This window comes from Kitasatospora sp. NPDC088351 (assembly GCF_040685575.1).
GTDB lineage: Bacteria > Actinomycetota > Actinomycetes > Streptomycetales > Streptomycetaceae > Kitasatospora.
In genome coordinates this window covers 62,683-81,211 of sequence record NZ_JBFBIL010000016.1, presented here as the reverse complement: position 1 = coordinate 81,211, position 18,529 = coordinate 62,683, and the positions used below count along the sequence as shown (strand labels likewise).

Sequence of the window (18,529 nt, the reverse complement as noted above, 5' to 3'; positions counted from 1 at the left end):
CAAGGGGATGAGATGCGATGAAGGGCGTCGTTTTTGATCTCTTCAATGAGGTGGTCTCGCAGAAGTACGGCCTGACCGCATGGGAAGACCTGATCAACGCTGCAGGTGTTGAGGGAGTGTATACGTCGCTCGGCAACTACCCGGATGCCGAGTTCCTGAAAATAGTTGCCGAAGCGGCGTCCATGTTCGGTATGTCAGAAGACGAAATTGTTCGCTGGCTGGGGCGCGAGGCGCTGCCGATCTTCGCCGAAAGATATCCCGTGTTCTTCGAAAGACACAGCTCGGCTCGAACCTTCCTGCTGACACTGAACGACATCATACATCCCGAAGTGAGGCGGCTCTATCCCGGTGCCGATGTGCCGAGTTTCAGATTCGATACGTCGTCCGATGATGTACTCATCATGAGCTACAGGTCGGAACGACAGCTGTGCTGGTTCGGCGAAGGACTTATCGAGGGTGCGGCCGTTCACTTCGGGGAGTCCGTTCAGATCAAGCAGCCCAGATGCACCGGGCGAGGGGACGAAGAATGCGTATTTGAAGTAAGGCTAGCGTCATAGGAGATTACGGTGGAGCGTGAGCGGAATATAGATCGGGAAGCAGCTCTGCTGGAAAGCCTACTGAACAAGGAACGCAAGGCGCGGCGGCAGGCCGAGCTGATATCAGAGGAAATGATTCGCAAGCTGCATGACGCAAAGAACCAGGAGCTCGAGAAGCAGCGGGGTCTGGAACTGCTGGAGTCGGTGGCTGCGGCATGCAACAACGCGCTCCAGGTGAGCGATCCACTGCTTGCCGCGGTAAAAGGAATATGCACCTTCACGGGGTGCCCGGCCGGTCATGCGCTGTCGTTCTCGCCGGACAGCGGCATGCTTGCCTCGTACTCGCGTTATTGGTGGGCGGACGATCCGGAACACCTGCGAGCGCTGCAGGCGAATGATGGGCTCATGGTCCCCCGGGGGCGTGGGCCGGCCGGACGCGCCCTGCTGTCCACCGAGGCGCTGACAGGCACCGTCGGCAGCGAGGACGAAGAAATAGATTACATCAAGTCCTGTCGTGAACTCGGAATCACCGAGTTCCTGACGCTTCCTGTTTTCTGTGAATCCGAAGTCATTTTTGTGCTTGAGTTCTTTGCCGCGCCGGGAAAAATCAGCCAGGACGAGATGCTCACGAAGCTGCTGATTCAGGTCGGCGCTCAGCTGTCACGCGTGGTTGAAAGGGCGAAGGCAGAGCGGGAGTTGCAGGACGCGCGCTCGGTCGCGGAGACCGCGGCCCGCAGCAAGAGCTCGTTCCTGGCCACCATGAGTCATGAGATCAGGACCCCGATGAACGCAGTCATCGGGATGACTGAATTGCTGCTGTCTACTGAACTGACGTCCGAACAGCGAAACTTTGTTGATATCATCAATTCCAGCGGGGAGGCCCTGCTTGGTATCATCAATGACGTTCTGGACTTCTCCAAGATAGAAGCCGGCGGGCTGGAGCTGGAGAGCCGGCCGTTCTCCCTGCGCGATATGATGGATTCCGCGGTCGGGGTGATTGCCACCCGTGCCGCAGAAAAATCGCTCGAACTTGCCTGCCTGGTTGAGCCTGACGTTCCGGACAGGCTGGTCGGCGACGGAATGCGCCTCCGGCAAGTACTGACCAACCTCCTCTCCAATGCGATTAAATTTACCGAGACCGGTGAAGTCGTAGTCTCGGTGAGAACCACTGAGGATGTCGACGGGGACGACCGGGCCACGCGGTTGCATTTTTCCGTTTCGGATACGGGTATAGGCATCCCTGAAGATCGCATGGATCGACTCTTCCGGGATTTCAGCCAGGTGGATTCGTCCACCACTCGCCGGTACGGGGGGACGGGCCTGGGGCTGGCGATCAGCAAGCGCCTCGTCGAGATGATGGATGGTTTCATGAAGGTGGAGAGCAAGAGCGGCGTCGGCTCTGTCTTCAGCTTCGAAATCAATCTGGAGGTCGCCGAAGGCAGTCTGCCGCCTGTCGCGGAAGAACCACTGCGACTGAAGCGCCTGCTCATTGTCGATGACAATGCGGTCAACCGCGAAGTGGTCAGGCGGCACGCTGATTCATGGAACATGGTGCCCTATGAAACGGCCTTCCCCGAAGATTCCCTCAGAATACTTGAGTCGGGCGATCCGTTTGATGTGGCAGTCATCGACATGATGATGCCGAAGATGGATGGCGTGGAGCTGGCCAGGAGGATCCACCGGATCCTGGGTCGTGAACGTCTGCCGCTCATACTGGCAACCTCACTGGTGACGTCCAGAGAACTGATCGACCGTGAAGAATTCTCCGCGGTCCTGACCAAGCCTATAAGGGCTTCGCAGCTGCATGATGCGCTTGTGACGGTCATCGTGGGCAAGCGGGAACCCGCCGGGGTGAGCCCTTCCCCGAGCAAGGGTACGTCTCCTGACGGCGCGTCTTCTGATCTGAAAATCCTGCTGGCCGAGGACAATGCGGTGAATCAGCAGATCGCTACGCTGATGTTGCGGAAACTCGGCCACACCGCCGAGATAGTCGACGACGGCAGTCAGGCCGTCGATGCCGTCCTCAATGATTGCTACGACGTCGTGCTGATGGACGTGCAGATGCCCGTCATGGACGGCCTCGAGGCGTCGCGGAAGATCAATCAAATGCTTGAGGCCGGCCGCCGTCCTTACATAATCGCGATGACGGCGAACGCGATGCAGGGCGACCGCGAAATCTGCCTTGCCGCGGGCATGGACGACTACATAGCGAAACCGATAAAGAGTGACCAGTTGGCTGAAGCGCTGAGCCGTGTGTCCGCACCCGGCGGCGAGCAGGACACCACCCCGCAGCCGGAGCACTCCGACACTTCGGTCAGCCGAGAGGTTCTGGAGCGTCTCTGTGACGACCTGGGCGGGGCTTCCTCGGTTGCTGAACTGGCCGAGCTGTTTGTGGAAGATGCGCCGAAACTGATATCCGCCATGTCGGGCAGTCAGCAGAACGACGAGGTGCGGCGGGCCGCTCACACGCTGAAGTCCAGCGCCAGGGCCCTGGGGGCTGACGTGCTGGCCGATATGGCAGCGGAGATCGAAGCACAAGCCCGCGCGGAAACCCTTGGGGAATTCAGTGTGAGTGCAATGAGTGACGAATTCCTTCGCGCGAAGAGTCAGCTCTTCGAGATTCTCACCGAACTGGAAAGCCACAGTCTCGGTTGACTCGCCTCGCTCAGAGGCCGCGGGCGAGGAAGAGGTCGCTGATGTGAAGCATGCCGATGCCGCCACCACGGGCATCGAGCAGCCGAGCGGTCTCGGCCAGGGCCCGGACGCGGGCACCGACCCGGCCCCGGTCCGACCGGGAACGAAGAGGATTCCGGCCACCGGAGGCGGGGCCAGGCCTGGAACACGCTCTTGCCCGGGCCGGGCGGGGCCTGTTCCATGGCGGCATGCCGCGAAGCGAGCTCGTTCTGATGACGGATCACAGCTCGACCGAGGGAAGCCGGGAGACTCTGGCCACCGCCGCGCGGATGCTCACCGGCCGGGCGCCCGTCCTGCTCGACGCGCGGCACTTCATGCGCGGCGGCACCGGCCGGATCGGCCCGGCCGCCGACGGCGGGCTCCGCCTGGAGGTGCCGGCCGAGGGCCTCGCCGTGACGGCGGACACCGTGCTGGTCTACGAGATACCGCCGCACAAGCGGCGCGCCTTCGAGGCCTGCCAGCAGCGGCTCCGCGCGTACGGCGCCCGTTCGCTCGGCACCGACACGGACGGCTGGCGGGCGGCCACCGAGAAGGACCGGACCGTCGAGCGCTTCAGCCGGGACGGCATCGCGCACATGCCCACCATCGCGCTCTCCCGGCCGACCCCCGAGGCCGCCGTCGATGCCTTCGACCGCCTCGGCGGCGACGTCTGGGCCCGGCCGACCGTCGGAATGGGCGGCAACGATGTCTTCCACGTCACCACCCGCGACCAGCTCACCGCCGCCGCGGACCACTACGTGGCCTCGGGCGCCGACTGGCTGATCGCCCGCGACGCCGGGAACTTCAACGCCGACGGCCGGCGCCACCAGTACCGGGTGGTGGTGCTCGGCGGGCGCGTCGTCCGCGCGGTCGAGCACGTCCAGCCGGATCCGGACGCGCCCTGCAACGAGATCCAGGGCGCCGTCTCGAAGCTGCTGGAGGACGGCGAACTGCCTGCGGGTCTGGCCGAGTTGGCCGTCTCCGCGACCAAGTCCCTGGGCCTGCCGCTCGGCGGTGTCGACCTCGGCGCGGAGAACGGCGGCGTCGTCTTCGAGGTCAACGTCCACCCGGTGTTCGGCAGCGTCGGGGGCCTGGAGACGGTCGCCCTGCCGTACACCGCCGCCCACCTCGCACTGGGCTGAGCCGAAGCGGCGGCCCGGGCCCGTCGGGACCCCGGTGGAGGCCTCGGCGGAGGCCCTGGTCAAGGGCGCGGTCGCGCGGGTACTAGACTTGGCACAGTTGTGAAGGCACCTCGTTCGGTGAGGCGTCGCCACGGACACAGGCCACTGACCCCACGACGTCGAGAGACGCCCAGGTTCAGGACAGGTCTCCCCGGCCTAAGGGGTGATCCCAAGTGGCTGCACCCCCGGGTGCTACGCCGTGGCGTGCCAAAGCTCTGACGAGATCAGGGGTGCCCCGCCCGTCCCGCGGCCAGGTGTGCCCGCGGCGCGCGGTGTGGATCTCCCTGATGGCCCCGGTAACGGCGACCCGAGTACGGGCGCCCCGACGGCGAGGAGGTGAGACCTGTGGAGAGCAGTAGTCCGGGCCGAAGTCGGCCCCGCCCCAGGACGTCCCCCTCTTCTCCTGGCACCCGGCACTTCTCCTCCCGTACCGCTCCCGCACCCCGCCGCCGTACCGCCCGCCGCTGACAGCGGCGGCTCCGGCCGCGTGGTCCGGGCGCCGTGCGCGGTGGAGGACGGCCGGGCGCCTCCCGCCCCCGCCCCGCCCGACCCCGCGGCCCCCGGCCTCGGCAGCGGCGGACACCGACCCGTGGAGGTACCCCGCCATGTCCGACTGGCGTGTGCGCGCCGTGCGCGCGAGCAAGCGTCCGTTCTCCCGTTCCGTCACCACGCCGCGCGGCGGCGACGCGCAGCCGGCGCCCGAGCACTCGATGGACCCGAGGCCCGACCAGCCCGCGGAGCCCGTCACGCTGGAGCGCTCCGTCGTGGACGCGGCCGTCTACCGGGGCGGGCACCGGGTCGAGGAACCCGCCAGCCTGGCCGACATCTACCGCCAGCTGCCCGGCAAGCCCGGCACGATGGCCTGGATCGGCCTGTTCCGGCCCGCCGAGGCGCAGCTGCTGGAGGCCGCCGAGCGGTTCAACCTGCACGAGCTGGCGGTCGAGGACGCGATCGTCGCCCACCAGCGGCCGAAGCTGGAGCGCTACGGCGACACGCTCTTCGTCGTGCTGCGCGCCGCCCGCTACCTGGACGACGTGGAGGAGGTCGACTTCGGCGAGATCCACCTCTTCGTCGGCCCCGACTTCGTCCTCACCGTGCGCCACTCGCAGGCCCCGGACCTCTCCGCGGTGCGCAGCCGCCTGGAGGCCGACCCGGAGCTGCTCGCGCTCGGCCCCGAGGCGGTGCTGTACGCGGTGCTGGACGCGGTCGTCGACGGGTACGCGCCGGTGATCGCCGGGTTGCAGCACGACATCGACGAGATCGAGACCGAGGTGTTCGGCGGTGACCCGCAGGTGTCCCGCCGCATCTACGAACTCTCCCGCGAGGTGATCGAGTTCCAGCGGGCCACCCGTCCGCTGCTGGAGATCATGAAGAGCCTGGAGGCGGGCTTCGGCAAGTACGGCACCGACGACGAGCTCCAGCGCTACCTGCGGGACGTGGCCGACCACGCCACGTACGCCGCCGAGCGGGTGGACGGCTTCCGGCAGATGCTGCAGAACATCCTGACCGTCAACGCGACCCTGGTCTCGCAGCGGCAGAACGAGGAGATGAAGCAACTCGCCGAGGCCGGGCACGTGCAGAACGACGAGATCAAGAAGATCTCCTCCTGGGCGGCCATCCTCTTCGCGCCGACCCTGATCGGCACCGTCTACGGCATGAACTTCGAGCTCATGCCGGAGCTCAAGTGGGCGTTCGGGTACCCGTTCGCGATCGGGCTGATGGCGCTCGTCTGCACCGGCCTCTACCTGGTGTTCAAGCGCCGCAACTGGCTCTGAGTGCCGCGGCTCGCCCGTGACCCGCCTTGAGCGGCACGACGTTCGGACAGGGCGTCAGGGTTCCGTCAGGGCGGGCCGGCGGGGCTTGCCCCCCGCCCGCGCCGGCGGCTTGGATGAAGGGCATGAACCGCCCGGCACACCACCACGACCGCCCGCCGCATCCGCGGCCGCCGGTCGTCGCTGCCGAGGCCGTCATCGCCGTGCGCTGAACCGCGCCTCCCCGCCGGACGGCACGGCCCGCGCCGCCCCCTGCCCCGTCGCCGCGGGGCAGGGGGCGGACGCCTTCTCGTACCTTCGTCCCGCACCCCGGCCGGGCGGCTGAAGGAGGCGGTCACCCTCGGCACCGGCCTGGCGATCGGCGTCCGGCCGCGGCTGCGGGAGTACCGGTAGCGGGCTGGTCCGCCGCACTTGTCAGTGGGCCGCCGTAGGGTCGTTCGGGTGCCGAAGAACGGCGACGGACGGCCGCGCGGTTCCACGTGCGGCCGGTCCGGACGGATCGTCAGGGCGTATCGCGATGAAGCAGACGGCGAAGCGGGCGCTGGTCGGTGCGGCCGGGGCGTTGGGCGCGGTGCTGCTCCTCGCCGGGCCATCCGGTGGGGTCTGACGGCCACCCAGGAGGACTGACCGGGCGGCCCCTGCGGCCGGACCACGTGGCGGCACTCCGCTGACGTGGAGCGGTCCGGGACCGGCGGGTGCCCGGCCGCGCGCCGGGGCGGTGTGCACCGACCGGGGGCTCAGTCGTCCGTGTCGGCGGCGGGGCCTTCGTCGGCGCGCTGGTCCTCGGTGCGTCCGGTACGCCAGTAGCCCATGAAGCAGACGGCGCGGCGGTCGATTCCGCGTTCGCCGACGAGGTGGCGGCGCAGCTCCCGGACGGCGGCGGCCTCGCCGGCAACATGTGCGGGGTGACCGCTGTGGTGCGGACGATCAGGAGCGGGAGGGTGCGGACGCGGGGGTGGTGGCGGTGGACAAGGCCGGCTCCTTTCAACGGGCGGGCAGGCGAACGGGTGAAGCGGGCGCAGCGGGGGAGTCGACGCCCGGCCGACCCGTTTCACTTAGGTGAGGCTAACCTGAAATCCCTGGAAGGCGCTGTGGCCGGGCGGCGTTCTCCGGGCTTCTTTGCCGAGCCGCTCCCCGCGTGGGTGGGGCCGGTACCTCTTTGCCCGCAACCCTGGTCTGCTGGGGCTGTCGGCATTGCTGCTCTACAGGAGCACCCTCAGGTCACCGGCTGAGTCCTTCTTCCGGGGTGTAGGTGATGTCGAGGGGGCTGGCGATGCACCGGCCGGTTGCGGGATCGAGGAAAAGCGTGCGCAGGTAGCGCAGCGCGGGGCGGTCGCGACGGGGCCGGTCGGCAGGGTGCGGGAATGGGTTGGGTGCTGTCGCCCATGTCGCTGGAATTACCATGGTGTTGAGGAGGAAGTCTTTCTGCTGCTTCCGGCGTGCGGCGGTGTTGGCAGGGTGGTACTGGGTGTCTGCGGGCAGGTTGCCGTCGCGGTCGTAGGTGAGTGCACCGTCCGTTTGCCGGTAGAGGGCGAGGCAGTCGATCGAGGGTTTGCCGAGCCGGGAGAGTGCGGTGATGCCGGGTGCGCCCTTCTCCTTGCCACCGCCGTGCGCCTTCCCGGACGCGAGCCCGTACACGGAGGCGGGGGTCCGGCCGAGACGGCCGTACGGACGGAATGGGCGGGCAGTGGACTCGCCCTGCTCGTTGGTGAGCGCGGCGTGCCAGACCGCTTTGGTGCGGGCGAGGAGTTGCCCGAGCGGGCCTGGTTGTGGGACGGCGGGGCCATAGACCTCGTGAATGAGAGTGCTGTGGTCGAGGGCGTTCATCGCGTACCGGCCGACTTCGTCCGCCCGTTGTGTGAGGGCGTGCCAGGTGGCGGCGAGGGTGTAGGGCGCATAGACGCCTCCGTCGCGGTTTCCCTTCGGCCTGCCGTTCCCGGTGTCTGGAGGCTCGACCATGGGCAGGCCGACGGTGTCGGGTTGCCAGAGTACGGTGAGTACGGGCTCGCGGCACCAGGCGGGTCTGGTGTTGACAGAATGGCGGTGCAGGCGCCCGCGGCGCTGGATGAGCAGGTCGATCGGCGCGAGGTCGGTGTAGACCTTGTCGAAGTCGATGTCGAGGGACTGCTCGACGATCTGGGTGGCGATGACAAGGAGCCGGTGAGGGCGCGCGGGATTGGGTCGGTCGCGGTCCGGACCGGGCCCAAGGGCACCGAGCAGCCGCGCCTCGACCGGGAGGCGGTCGCGGCCCATGAGTCGGCCATGCAGCAGGACGATCTCGTTCCTGTGCCAGCCGTGTCTGTGCCTGAGGTCGAGCACGGTACGGTGCAGCTCGACGGCGGAGCCGACCCGGTTGCGGACGACGGCGGTGACGCCCCCGCCGGACGCCTCGTGGAGCAGGTGGGTGGCGAGTCCTACGGGCCCGGGCAGCGGCCTCAGGCGTACTTCGGTGAGGGCCCGAGGCCGCTGGTCGGTCGGGGTGCCGGAGCTCCCGGTGCGGTGGATGGTGCCGTGCTGGTCGACGACGGTGATGGGACCGGTCTGCCCGGCGTCTTTGGCTGTGACCTGACGGCCCGTGCACCATGCTTGGACGAGTGCTTCCCGTACGGACACGGGCAGCGTCGCGGAGAGGACGACGATGGATGCCCCGCCGTCGGCGAGCCATTCGACGGCGGCGCCCAGCATGCCCTGCTGGAAGAGTTCGTAGGCGTGGGCCTCGTCGATGATGACCGTCTTCCCCGCGAGTCCGAAGAAGCGCAGCATCCAGTGCTGGGCGGGCTGCGGGACCAGGACGACCTGGTCAACGGTGCCGATCCCGAACGTGGAGACGAGGCCGAGGCAGCTTCGTAGGTACCAGGGATCGAGGACGACCCGGCCGGGTTCTCCGCTGTCGGCCGAAGCGGCGGCGATGGAGTCGGGCAGGGAGCGAAGTGCGTTCTGCCGGCGGGTGCGGGAGGCGTCGACCAAGCGGTGGACCAGATCGGTGGCCTCGGCGGTGGCGTGGACGACGGCGAGGTTGGTGGTCGCCGTGCGGCCGGTTGAGTTTTCGGCGAAGTCGGCCAGCTCGTCCGCCACTTGATTGGTGGCGGCCCGGGTTGGCATAGCCATGAAGAACCCTTGGTGGCCGCAGGTCCTGGCCAGGTGGTGGGCGATGGCGAAGGCCAGTCGGGTCTTGCCCGAACCGGTGTCGGACTCGACGACGGCCATGGCGGGGCCCTCGGCCGGGAGGGCGGCGAGCGCGGCGGCCTGAAAGGGGCGGGGCCGGGAGTTGGGGAACAGCTCGGGCCAGGCCTTGGGCTCGGGCAGCCATCGGTCCAGCGCCAACTCGGTGATTGCTGCTTCCGCCTGGTGCCGCGATGCCGACCACCATGCGGCCGGTGGATCGCCGAGCCGGCGATAGGTGAAGTGGTCGTCGCTGGAGGCGATCCAGTCGGCGAGGATGACAAGTCCGGTGAACATCGGTAGGACGGACGGGCGTTCGGGCCTCACGAGATCGGGCAGGGTGGCGAGCGTGACGCCGATCAGATCGGCGACCTCGGCGATGAGCTTGCGGTAGACCGGCTCCCAGGCGTCGAGTGGGGCAGCACCTGCGGCCCGGCTGACCGTGTCCATGTCGGGGATGTGGCCGTGGTGGCCGCCGAGCAGCAGGGCGACGGAGTGCAGGCCGGAGATCTCGTCCCCGCTTCCTCCGCAGTCGGCGCAGGCGCAGCCGAGGAGCCGGGGGAGGTGGACGGCGGTGATGTGTTCGTGTCTGGCGCTGACCTGTCCGTTGGGGTGGTCGTCGCAGGGGAGGCGGACGGTGGAGGCGAGCGACCGCCAAGCGGCCAACTCGGCTCCCCTGAGCCCTGGATCATCACGGAGGCCCGTTCCGAAAGTGCGGAGGAAGCAGCCCGAGCCCTTGCCGAGGTCGTGCAGGCCGGCGAGAAGCATGACGGTCTTCCTGGCGGTGGCCTCGTCGCCGGCTCCGAAGGCCTCGGTGAGCCGCAGACGCATCCCGGGCGTGAGGTAGCGGTCCCACAGCTGGCCGGTGCATGCGGCGGTGTCGAGGATGTGTGCGGTGAGCGGATTCCACGCCGGCCGGCCATTCCCGCGCGATCGCCGACTCTTGTCAGTTTTCCCCCAAATAGCATGATGGGTAGAGATGTTGAGATTCTGATGTGCTGTCAAGAGTGCCCTCCCAAGACCTGCTACTGTCGTGCCCCGCAACCGTATCCAACGGTGTCTGCGAATTTGACCGTGCTGGTCCGCAGGAGCGGCAACACCCCTCGGAGAGAAGGAGTGGTCTTGCATTGGGATCCACGGCATCGAGCATGCATCCCGGCACTGACAATCGACGGCGAGCCGGAGCTCACGAAGGTATCGGGCGTCCGGGCGTTGAGGGACGCTGACCGGATTGCCGCTATCTACGGGGGCACTCCTGGAGAGACCGCGGCACTCCTCGAATGGCTGCTCGGGATGCTGTACGCCGCCGAGCACTACCCGGAGACCCCCGGAGAGTGGCTGACGTGGGTGGAGAAACGTGAACCGCTCGCACCGGCCGCCGACTGGCTCGCTGACCATGACGGCACATGGGACCTCTTCGACGCCGAGCGGCCCCTGGGCCAGAACGCCGCGCTGCTACGTCACCTGAACACCTTCGGCGTCGGGCCGGCCCAACTCGTCATCGAGCACGCCGGCGACTACAACCAGCACTTCGACCACCGCCACCTGCATCACGTCGAACCGTTGCCGGCCGATGCCGCGTGGCGTGCGATGCTGACGCAGCACACCTTTGGCCAGGGCCGCCGTGCCCGTATTCCCGCCAAGGAGATGGGCTTTCCCGCACCGTTCACCAACCTGTCGACCTGTCGCCTCGGCTCACGCGTCCGCGTCTTCGCTCTCGGCCCCACGCTTGGTGACACCCTGCGGCTCAACCTCTCCCCGTGGGACGATGAACCAGGCACTCTCAACCTGACGTGGGGCGACCGCCCCCGCCGGCCATTCACCCACACCGGTGCCAGCGAGACCCGGCCGCTCGACGGGCCGGCCGACCTGCACACGGTCCTCGGCCGCTCGATCGCACTCCGTCCGGTCGAGATGCCGGACGGCGAGCCGGGGGTCGACCGTGTCCTCGTCGGCCCCGGTGAGACGCTGACCGACCTCCAGGCCCCCTACCGCCAGGACGAGGTCATGGTCATGCGCAACCGCAAGCCGGTGACCCTCAAGCCGCAGGCGTCCCGGGAACTGTGGTGCGAATCGCACGCGCTGTACGCGGCCGTCGCCGAGCGCGTCAAGGGCAGCGACCTGTACGGGCGGCTCGCCATGCTGCGCAGTCGGCGACCGGAGCTGTGGGCGGTCGGTCTGCTGGCCGACAAGGGCAACCCGATCGCCTGGGTGGACGACCGATTCCCGTTCGTACCCGGCCGTGAGGCCGGCCTCCGGCACGCCAGCGAGCAGGGCTCCGAAGTCGCCGAGTACGCGGCCACCGCACTCCAGTGCGCGGCCGCCGCCGCCCGCGATCACGCCTATCCGAACCCCAAACCGACCGACAAGCCGGGCCAGTTGGCGCGCTTCAATGGCGAACCTGAGATGTGGGCGGGCACCGGTGTGGAGTTTCACGCCATGCTCGATGCCGTCGCCGACGGTCACCCGGTCGCGGCAGTGATCTCCCGGTTCGGGAGCACCGTCCGCGCCATCGCCACGGACGCTCTCAGGGCCCGCTTGGAGAGCCTCCCCCCGACCGGCCGAGGACTGCAGGCCCGTGCCCGGGCCGAGCAACGGCTGAAGGAGGAACTGGACAGCCCCAAGGCGCCGGACCCGCTGAAGGAGACCACCCCATGACCGACCCTGCCCAGAATCCACCGGTGCCCTCCCCAGGGCAGCAGCTCACCGCCTGGCTCTGCGGCCTCGTACGCGCCCGGCAGTACGGGCAGCTCGCCGACCTGCGCCGCCCGGCCGCGCTGACCCAAGCCCGCCTCACCGCCGCGAACTTCGCTCCCTCCGAGGACACCCGCCGGGTCTTCGAACAGGTCGCCTTTCTCTTCGCCCGCTACCACGCCGGGCGCCTGGTCCCGTCCCCCGGCGCAGGCGACACCGGCGCCGCTCTGCGCCGAATCGGCACGGGAGCGGGCCGCGGGCCGGCCAACCCGGGGGCGGTACGGCTGCTGGACCGCGTCGTCGCCTCCCGCAGGGTTCCCTGGCGTCATCTTCAGCACGTGATCGAGCGCGCCAGGTCCTGCGACACCGTCCCTCCGTCCTGGACGACGCTCACCGAGGACCTCGCCGGATGGTCCGGCAAGGGCCGACCGGTCCAGTACCAGTGGGCCCGCTCCTTCTACACCCCGACCTTCGCCCCCGAACCGCGCGGGAACGTCCCCGCCCTCGCTCCGATCGGAGACGCCCAGTGACCGCCGAACCCGCCACCTTCACCGGCCCGCAGTACCTCTCCCTGCACCTCCTGGAGACTATGGTCGCGGTCCTGCCGGTCCGCGACGAGAACGGCATGCCCAAGGCGATCAGTCTCGGGGGTGACCTCCGGACCATGATCACCTCGCAGTCCCGCAGGCGTGCGGAACGCACCTACTCCCGCACCCGCGCCAACACCGGGGACGGACCGCTGGCCGGCCACACGATGGGCCTTCGCACGCGTGAGTGGGCGAAGATCACCGCCGTCGAGCTGGAAGCCCAGGGCTGGGACAAGGAAACGGCGCTGGCGACCGCCAAAGCCGTACTGAGCGGCGTAGGGCTTAAGTTCGGTGACAAGCCGAACACCGCCGACCTCACCAAGGTCCTGCTGTTCGCCCCCGAGAACGCCGGGAAGGCCCTCGCCACGAGTCTCGTCGAGCGCCGCGAGGCCGTCGCCGAGTGGAGCGGCGGGTACGTGGCGGCGCAGAGCGCGGCCGCGGAGAAGAAGGCGAAGGCCGCCGCCAAGCGCCGGGCCCAGGCCAGGATCCGAAAGGAGGGCGGGGTGCCCGCGGACGAGCCGCAGGAGACCGGCGACGAGGACGCCGACGAGAAGCTGCCCGTTCTGCCGAAGGATCTGCGTGCGGCCGTCCTCACCGCCCTGGCCCCCGGCGACGCCATCGACATCGCGCTCTACGGCCGCTTCCTCGCCGAGATCGCCGACTCGCCGAACGTCGACGGCGCCATCCAGACCGCCCACGCCTTCACCGTCCAGCCGGCCGAACACATCGACGACTTCTACTCGGCCGCCGACGACGCCAAGCTCGACCGCAGGAACCGATCCCGCGCCAACGCCCTGGACTACCTGGACGCCGCCGAGGACTCCGGTGCCGGCATGACCGGATACCAGTCCCTGATCTCCGGCACCTTCTACCGCCACGCCGTCCTGGACCGTGACAAGCTTCGCGCCAACCTGACTGCCGCCGGCATGGAGGCCGAGAAGATCGAGGCCGCCGCGGCGGCAGCGGAACTGGAGGTGGTCGACGCCTTCGTCAACTCCCAGCCGCGGGCCAAGACCAACACCACGGCCTCCACCGGGTCACTCCCCAAGCTCGTGATGGCCTTCGACGGCAAGCGCCCGTTCAACTACGGCCTCGCCTTCGAGAACGCCATCTTCGAAGAGAGCGACGGCCCCGCCTCCCTCGAAGCCACCCGCCGTCTCCTCGCCCAGCACGCCCTTGTCACCCGCAAGCGCGACGACATCACCCCGGCCCGCCTCCTCACCTACGACCTCGCGGTCGAGCGACTGCTCGCCGAGGAGGCGAAGAACGGCACCTTGCCCGGCACCGAGGTCAACACCATCGAGGAGCTGACCCGTCCGTGACGGACTCCGTCCTCCTCGCACGGCTCGCGGCACCCCTCCAGTCATGGGGGAGCGGCTCGCGCTTCGACCGCCGCGACACCCAGCTGCACCCCACCAAATCGGGATGCATCGGCATGATCGCCGCCGCACTAGGCCTCGGTTACACCGCCGACATCGGCCACCTGGCAGCCCTGCGCTTCGGCGTCCGCGCCGACCGCCCCGGCACACCCGTCCACGACTACCAGATCGTCGGCGGCGGCCCGATGCCGCTACGCCCCCGTGACCTCATCACGGATCACCGGCGCGCTGCGGCGGCGGCCGCGTGGCTAGACGGTGAGAGCGGTCCGACGTTCGGCCGAGCGGTCGGCACCGCACTCGCCTCCTGGTACGGCGCGCCGAAGGAGATCGCCCCGGACGACCAGACCGGGGTTCTCACCGCCGGGAACCTGCGCCGTGATCCGATGCAGACCTACCGCTGGTACCTGGCGGATGCCGCCTTCGTCGCAGCCTTCCAGAGCCCGGACCGTGACCTGCTGAAGGAGATCGCCGACGCGCTCGAACAGCCGAAGCGGCTGCTTTGGCTCGGACGGAAGTCCTGCCCGCCATCGGGCACCATCGCCGGCGGGGTGCACCCCGGAACCCTGGAGGAGGTCCTCCGGACGGCGAGTCTGCTCCCCAACGCCACTGCGGACAGGCCGTGGCTGTGGTGTGAAGCCCCGCCGGGCAGCAGGAATGCCAGCCGGATCACCGACCAGCCGGTCACCTTCGACCCTACGCGGCGCATGCATGCCGTCCGCTGGGAGATCCGCACCCGGCTCACCCCCGACCCTGACCCTGCCATCCGCTGGGAGGACCTGATCCCATGACAACCCGACTGATCGCCTGTCACAGCGTCATCGCGCTGGACGCCCGGCACCCCGTTGCCGCGAAGAGCCTTCTCGACGCCCAGGACATGCACCGCCTGGTGATGAGCGGCTTCCGTGGTTGGGTCGACGGACAAGCGGACGCCCGAGCCCAGATGGGCATCCTGTCAACCTGGAATGTCGACCTCAAGACCAATACGTTGCTCCTGGTCATCCAGTCGAAGGTCACCCCGGACTGGTCCCTCATCCCCAAGGATGCGCTCACCACCAAGATCGAGACCATCAGCGTCGACCAGCCCCTGCGCAAGGGTGACCAGTTCACCTTTCGCACGGTCGTCAACGCGCTGACCGCTCGCAGGGATCTCCGGAGCCCGGCAGGCCGCTCGCGCAAACTCGCTGCGGCCAGGCCGGATCACGTCCGTGAATGGTTGATGAAGCGCTCACGGCCGACCGGTGAGGCCACGACCGGTGAGGGCGGCGCCCGATTCATCGGCGCCGAGATTGACCAGCAATCACTCGCCGTTCGCATGCTGCCACCCGTCACGAGCAGCCACCACGCGGGACTCAAGATCAACCGCTCCGAAGTGAGGGGCACACTCGTCGTAGCCGATCCCGGCGCTCTCCACAGCACCCTGGCCGACGGTATCGGTTCAGCTCGTGCCTACGGCTGTGGACTCGTGCTCGTCCGCCAGAGTGGATCGTGATCGCCATTGCGGAACAAACGACGATGACGCTGCCACTGGTGATAGTACGGCGGGGCAGCGGTAGCATCACCTCTGCCTCGCCACTTGCGAGGATGGCCCAGGAGTATGTGACTTCGACGCCGCAGACCTGGCCGTAGCCGGGATGGCTCCTACGATCCGAATCGCGAGATCGGAGGGGCGACCTGTTCCCCGCTGAGGCAATCTCTGGGGCTACTGCCCGCCCGCGCGGGGATGGTTCCTCCGAGGACATCCTTGTGGAGTCTCCTTGCCGGGCGTGGGCTCCTCGCCTGGTGAGGCGTCCTCGGCGGACGGAACGGGAGGCGCGGGCGCGGCGAGTGGCAGGCCCGCTGTCAGCAGGACGACCTGCTCGGCCCGGGGGCGCCCTCGTCGCGGGCCGCCAGCTCGGCCACCTTGCCGTTGAACAGGTGCCACAGTTCGGCCAGTGACTCGGGCGTCAGCCGGGGCACCAGGTCGTCGATACCGGACGAAGCCAGCCACTCCGCGCCCAGTCGGCCGGTTGCGACATCCTCCTCGTGCTGGGCGAGTGCCGCCGCGAGGTGCTCGACCTGCCGCCGCCGGGCGAGGCCGATGAAGGCGCGGCTCTCCGGTGCGGCGCTCATCGCCCGGTTGTCCCAGGTGGTCACGGTGTGCACCGCCCGCCAGCGGCGTTCGCGCCCGTCCCGGTGCTCGGCCTCGGTGACGAAGGCATACTTCGCCAGCACTCGCAGGTGGTAGCTGGTGGAGCCGGACGACTCCCCGGTCGTGACGGCGAGTTCGCTCGCGGTGGCCGGTCCGTCCAGCCGCAGCAGCCCGAGCAGTCGGATGCGCAGGGGGTGGGTGAGGGCCTTCAGGGCGGCCGAGTCCCGCTCGGGATCGAGGACGCGCCGGTGCTCTTCGCTGACCATGGGGGCACGCTACCGCTGCCCGGGCCTATCGCAAGAGAAGTTTTGCAGAGTTGGCCGGGTTGGCGGGCGCGCCCGGGTCGCATCACAACTCGGCTTCGCTGTGGGCTGCTTGGGTGGCGCCCGGGGGGCTGGGCGGGGATCCTCGGTGCACCGAGGGGGATTCGGGCGACGATTCGAGGGGGTGGCCGTGGGTGAACGTGAGCACGAGAGGGCGGGCCGGGGGTGGTCCGGGGTGGCTCGGCGGTCGCTGGGGCTGCTGGGGGCGGCGGCCGCGATCGGCGGGCTGCTGGGTGGTGCGGTCAGCCTGATGCTGTTCGCCTTCACCGACTGGTTCGACCCGATCGCCCGCTTCGTCCACGACCACGGCATCCTCATCTGGGGCGGCCACGGCCGGGCGGCCGAGCCCCGCTGACCGTGGGGCCGGGCCGTATCCCGTGCGGCGGAGCCGGGCTGCGCCCGCCGACTCCGAGTCGCCGTCGAGCGCTCGGGCGGGGTGCCCGCCGCGCCGATCCGTACGGTTCGGCCGTGACCGCGTGAACAGGCCGTTCTGGCCGGATGGTGACGGATGGCCAACGGACTTCACTGAATGACGCGTTCATGATCTATTTGGATCACGGTGCCCGGCGCACGGTGGAAACCCACCTCACCAACGCGTACCGCAAGCTCGGGGTGACCCGCCGGACCCAGCTCATGGCCCTGCTGGACGACATCGCGGCTCCGCCGGCGGTCGCGAGCCCTGGCTTGCCGGTGCACGCGGGAAGTCGTCAGTTTTCTTCTGTGGAGGTCCAGTTCTTCGAAGCAGGACGTCCATCGGAAGGCCACCGATGCCAGGCTGACCGCCGCCGTCATGGTGGGCGGCGCGCTGTCGCTGGCGCCCGCCGCCCAGGCCGCCGGCCCCGGTGCCGACGCGCCCGCCACCACCGCCGCGGCGACGGACTCCGCGCAGTCGCCCGCCGCCGCCTCGGCCTCCCGCAGCACTCGCGTGGTGGTGAACAACAACTCCACGCAGGGCATGCAGCGGGTGTGGAGCAACCTCGACCACGGGTGCTGGACCAACGACCAGCTGCCGCCCGACAACATTCCGTCGACGAAGTCCAACTCCTGGGCCAGTGAGTCGTGCGGATTCATGACGGGGACGGAGGGGCAGGTCAACTTCGCCGTCGCCGGCGGGCAGGTGGAAATCCACTGGAACAACCCCTGCACCGGTTCCAACAGTTACTTCTGCTCGGTGCCGGCGACCTACTCCTGCTCGCGGAGCGGAGGGTCGGGGGACAATGCCGAGGTCACGTTCTCTGGTCCAGGCGAAGCGCAGCACCCATGTGACCCTCAACAACAACTCCGGCCAGCTGCTCTCGCGCAACGGGGCGAGCCTGGACTGGGGAATCCGGAGTGACAACCAGCTGCCCACCTTCAACATCATGCCGGGTCAGAGCGGCTCCTGGCAGAGCGAGTCCGAAGGCTTCATGACCGGTACCGAGGGCGAGGTGAGCTACCTCGTGGCGGGCGCCGGCAACGTGGTGGTCCACTGGAACAACCCCTACTACGGCAGCAACTCGTACAGCTGCACCGCTCCCGCCAACTACACCTGCAGCCGGACGGGCGGCTCGGGTGACAACGCCACCGTGGCCTTCACCCTCTCCAAGTCCTGACACCCCTTCCGTCACGGCCCGGCGTCTCCTCCGCCGGGCCGTTTCGGCCGGGCGGGACCTAACCGTCCGCGCGTGCCCCGGTGGCGGACAGCCGCTCGAACTCGGCCTCCGGGTCCGCCTGTTGCCGGTAGTCGAAGTGCAGCCGCACCACGCCGTCCCGGTCGGTGAACCGGGCGAGCGGGCCCTGGCCGGCGGCGGGCAGCAGCCGGGGAGCGGCCCACTGCTGGGCGACCACCGCGAGGCGGGTCCGGTCGGCGGCCACCACGATCCAGGTCGCCCGGCCGCCCTGGACGGTCGCGAGGTAGCCGTCCGCGAGCACCGAGACGACGGCGTCCCGCACACCGATGCCGTCCGGGAACTCGCGCCGCTCGGCGTGCGGAGCCGACACGTCGTCGCCCATCGCCACGCTGTCCCTGGTCAGTTCGGTTCTCATGGCGGGCAGCGTAGCCGTACGGAGTGGCCGGGACCCCGCCATGAGTCGGAGTCGACCCCCTACGATCGG

At 68.9% G+C, this 18,529-nt stretch carries 15 protein-coding genes, 1 pseudogene and 1 riboswitch; of the genes and pseudogenes, 12 read left to right on the top strand and 4 right to left on the bottom strand.

Annotation, left to right across the window (positions count from 1 at the left end; translation table 11 throughout):
* The first annotated feature begins 17 nt into the window (after window positions 1–17).
* The 4 genes from AB0P06_RS14795 to AB0P06_RS14780 all read left to right on the top strand — a co-directional run bounded on the left by AB0P06_RS14795 (window position 18) and on the right by AB0P06_RS14780 (window position 6,165).
* Entirely contained in the window at window positions 18–557 is a 540-nt protein-coding gene (locus tag AB0P06_RS14795; protein WP_363607642.1) for a heme NO-binding domain-containing protein, read from the top strand.
* A gap of 9 nt (window positions 558–566) precedes the next feature.
* Window positions 567–3,191 (top strand): response regulator, encoded by a 2,625-nt coding sequence (locus AB0P06_RS14790; protein WP_363607641.1) that lies wholly within the window; start codon window positions 567–569, stop codon window positions 3,189–3,191.
* A gap of 251 nt (window positions 3,192–3,442) precedes the next feature.
* Window positions 3,443–4,351, top strand: a complete 909-nt coding sequence (locus tag AB0P06_RS14785; RefSeq protein ID WP_363607640.1) for an alpha-L-glutamate ligase — start codon at window positions 3,443–3,445, stop codon at window positions 4,349–4,351.
* Between the two features lie 102 nt (window positions 4,352–4,453).
* A riboswitch (M-box (ykoK) riboswitch) is annotated at window positions 4,454–4,624 on the top strand.
* A 371-nt stretch (window positions 4,625–4,995) separates the two neighbouring features.
* Complete coding sequence (locus tag AB0P06_RS14780) at window positions 4,996–6,165, top strand: magnesium and cobalt transport protein CorA (protein ID WP_363607639.1); 1,170 nt, start codon at window positions 4,996–4,998, stop codon at window positions 6,163–6,165.
* Between the two features lie 734 nt (window positions 6,166–6,899).
* Here the strand turns inward: AB0P06_RS14780 and AB0P06_RS14775 are convergent.
* Together AB0P06_RS14775 and cas3 are read right to left on the bottom strand one after the other, a co-directional pair.
* Window positions 6,900–7,076 (bottom strand): annotated as a pseudogene (locus tag AB0P06_RS14775) (SIP domain-containing protein); the annotation flags it as partial.
* Between the two features lie 307 nt (window positions 7,077–7,383).
* On the bottom strand, window positions 7,384–10,452 hold the full coding sequence (gene cas3, locus AB0P06_RS14770) for a CRISPR-associated helicase Cas3' (RefSeq protein ID WP_363607638.1): 3,069 nt from the start codon (window positions 10,450–10,452) through the stop codon (window positions 7,384–7,386).
* Between cas3 and AB0P06_RS14765 the strand changes: the two genes are divergently transcribed.
* From AB0P06_RS14765 to cas6e, 5 genes are read left to right on the top strand one after another with little or no spacing between them, the layout of a single operon-like run.
* Window positions 10,399–11,982: a type I-E CRISPR-associated protein Cse1/CasA gene (locus AB0P06_RS14765; RefSeq protein ID WP_363607686.1), complete on the top strand. Its 1,584-nt coding sequence runs from the start codon at window positions 10,399–10,401 to the stop codon at window positions 11,980–11,982. The two genes, cas3 and AB0P06_RS14765, sit on opposite strands and share 54 nt — an antisense overlap.
* On the top strand, window positions 11,979–12,548 hold the full coding sequence (gene casB / locus AB0P06_RS14760; protein ID WP_363607637.1) for a type I-E CRISPR-associated protein Cse2/CasB: 570 nt from the start codon (window positions 11,979–11,981) through the stop codon (window positions 12,546–12,548). Before AB0P06_RS14765 ends, casB begins: the two co-directional genes overlap by 4 nt.
* Window positions 12,545–13,927 (top strand): type I-E CRISPR-associated protein Cas7/Cse4/CasC, encoded by a 1,383-nt coding sequence (locus tag AB0P06_RS14755; RefSeq protein WP_363607636.1) that lies wholly within the window; start codon window positions 12,545–12,547, stop codon window positions 13,925–13,927. Before casB ends, AB0P06_RS14755 begins: the two co-directional genes overlap by 4 nt.
* Window positions 13,924–14,772, top strand: coding sequence for a type I-E CRISPR-associated protein Cas5/CasD (gene cas5e, locus AB0P06_RS14750; protein WP_363607635.1), 849 nt, complete (start codon window positions 13,924–13,926; stop codon window positions 14,770–14,772). Before AB0P06_RS14755 ends, cas5e begins: the two co-directional genes overlap by 4 nt.
* Entirely contained in the window at window positions 14,769–15,473 is a 705-nt protein-coding gene (cas6e, locus tag AB0P06_RS14745) for a type I-E CRISPR-associated protein Cas6/Cse3/CasE (RefSeq protein WP_363607634.1), read from the top strand. The genes cas5e and cas6e overlap by 4 nt, the downstream gene beginning before the upstream one ends.
* Before the next feature lie 350 nt (window positions 15,474–15,823).
* On the opposite strand, the gene AB0P06_RS14740 is transcribed toward cas6e, so the two are convergent.
* Window positions 15,824–16,378: a helix-turn-helix domain-containing protein gene (locus AB0P06_RS14740; protein ID WP_363607633.1), complete on the bottom strand. Its 555-nt coding sequence runs from the start codon at window positions 16,376–16,378 to the stop codon at window positions 15,824–15,826.
* Between the two features lie 232 nt (window positions 16,379–16,610).
* Here AB0P06_RS14740 and AB0P06_RS14735 point away from each other — a divergent pair, with 232 nt between their 5' ends.
* From AB0P06_RS14735 to AB0P06_RS14725, 3 genes are all read left to right on the top strand, one after another.
* Window positions 16,611–16,790 carry a hypothetical protein gene (locus AB0P06_RS14735; RefSeq protein WP_363607632.1) on the top strand — a complete coding sequence of 60 codons (180 nt, stop codon included), beginning with the start codon at window positions 16,611–16,613 and terminating at the stop codon, window positions 16,788–16,790.
* Window positions 16,791–16,933: 143 nt separating this feature from the next.
* A complete protein-coding gene (locus AB0P06_RS14730) occupies window positions 16,934–17,491 on the top strand; it encodes a LuxR C-terminal-related transcriptional regulator (protein ID WP_363607631.1) in 558 nt (185 codons plus the stop codon).
* Between the two features lie 161 nt (window positions 17,492–17,652).
* The gene (locus AB0P06_RS14725; RefSeq protein ID WP_363607630.1) at window positions 17,653–18,027 is read left to right on the top strand and encodes an aegerolysin family protein; all 375 of its coding nucleotides are present in this window, start codon (window positions 17,653–17,655) and stop codon (window positions 18,025–18,027) included.
* A 58-nt stretch (window positions 18,028–18,085) separates the two neighbouring features.
* Here AB0P06_RS14725 and AB0P06_RS14720 read toward each other — a convergent pair whose 3' ends face one another.
* Window positions 18,086–18,460, bottom strand: coding sequence for a hypothetical protein (locus tag AB0P06_RS14720; RefSeq protein WP_363607629.1), 375 nt, complete (start codon window positions 18,458–18,460; stop codon window positions 18,086–18,088).
* Between the last annotated feature and the right edge of the window lie 69 nt (window positions 18,461–18,529).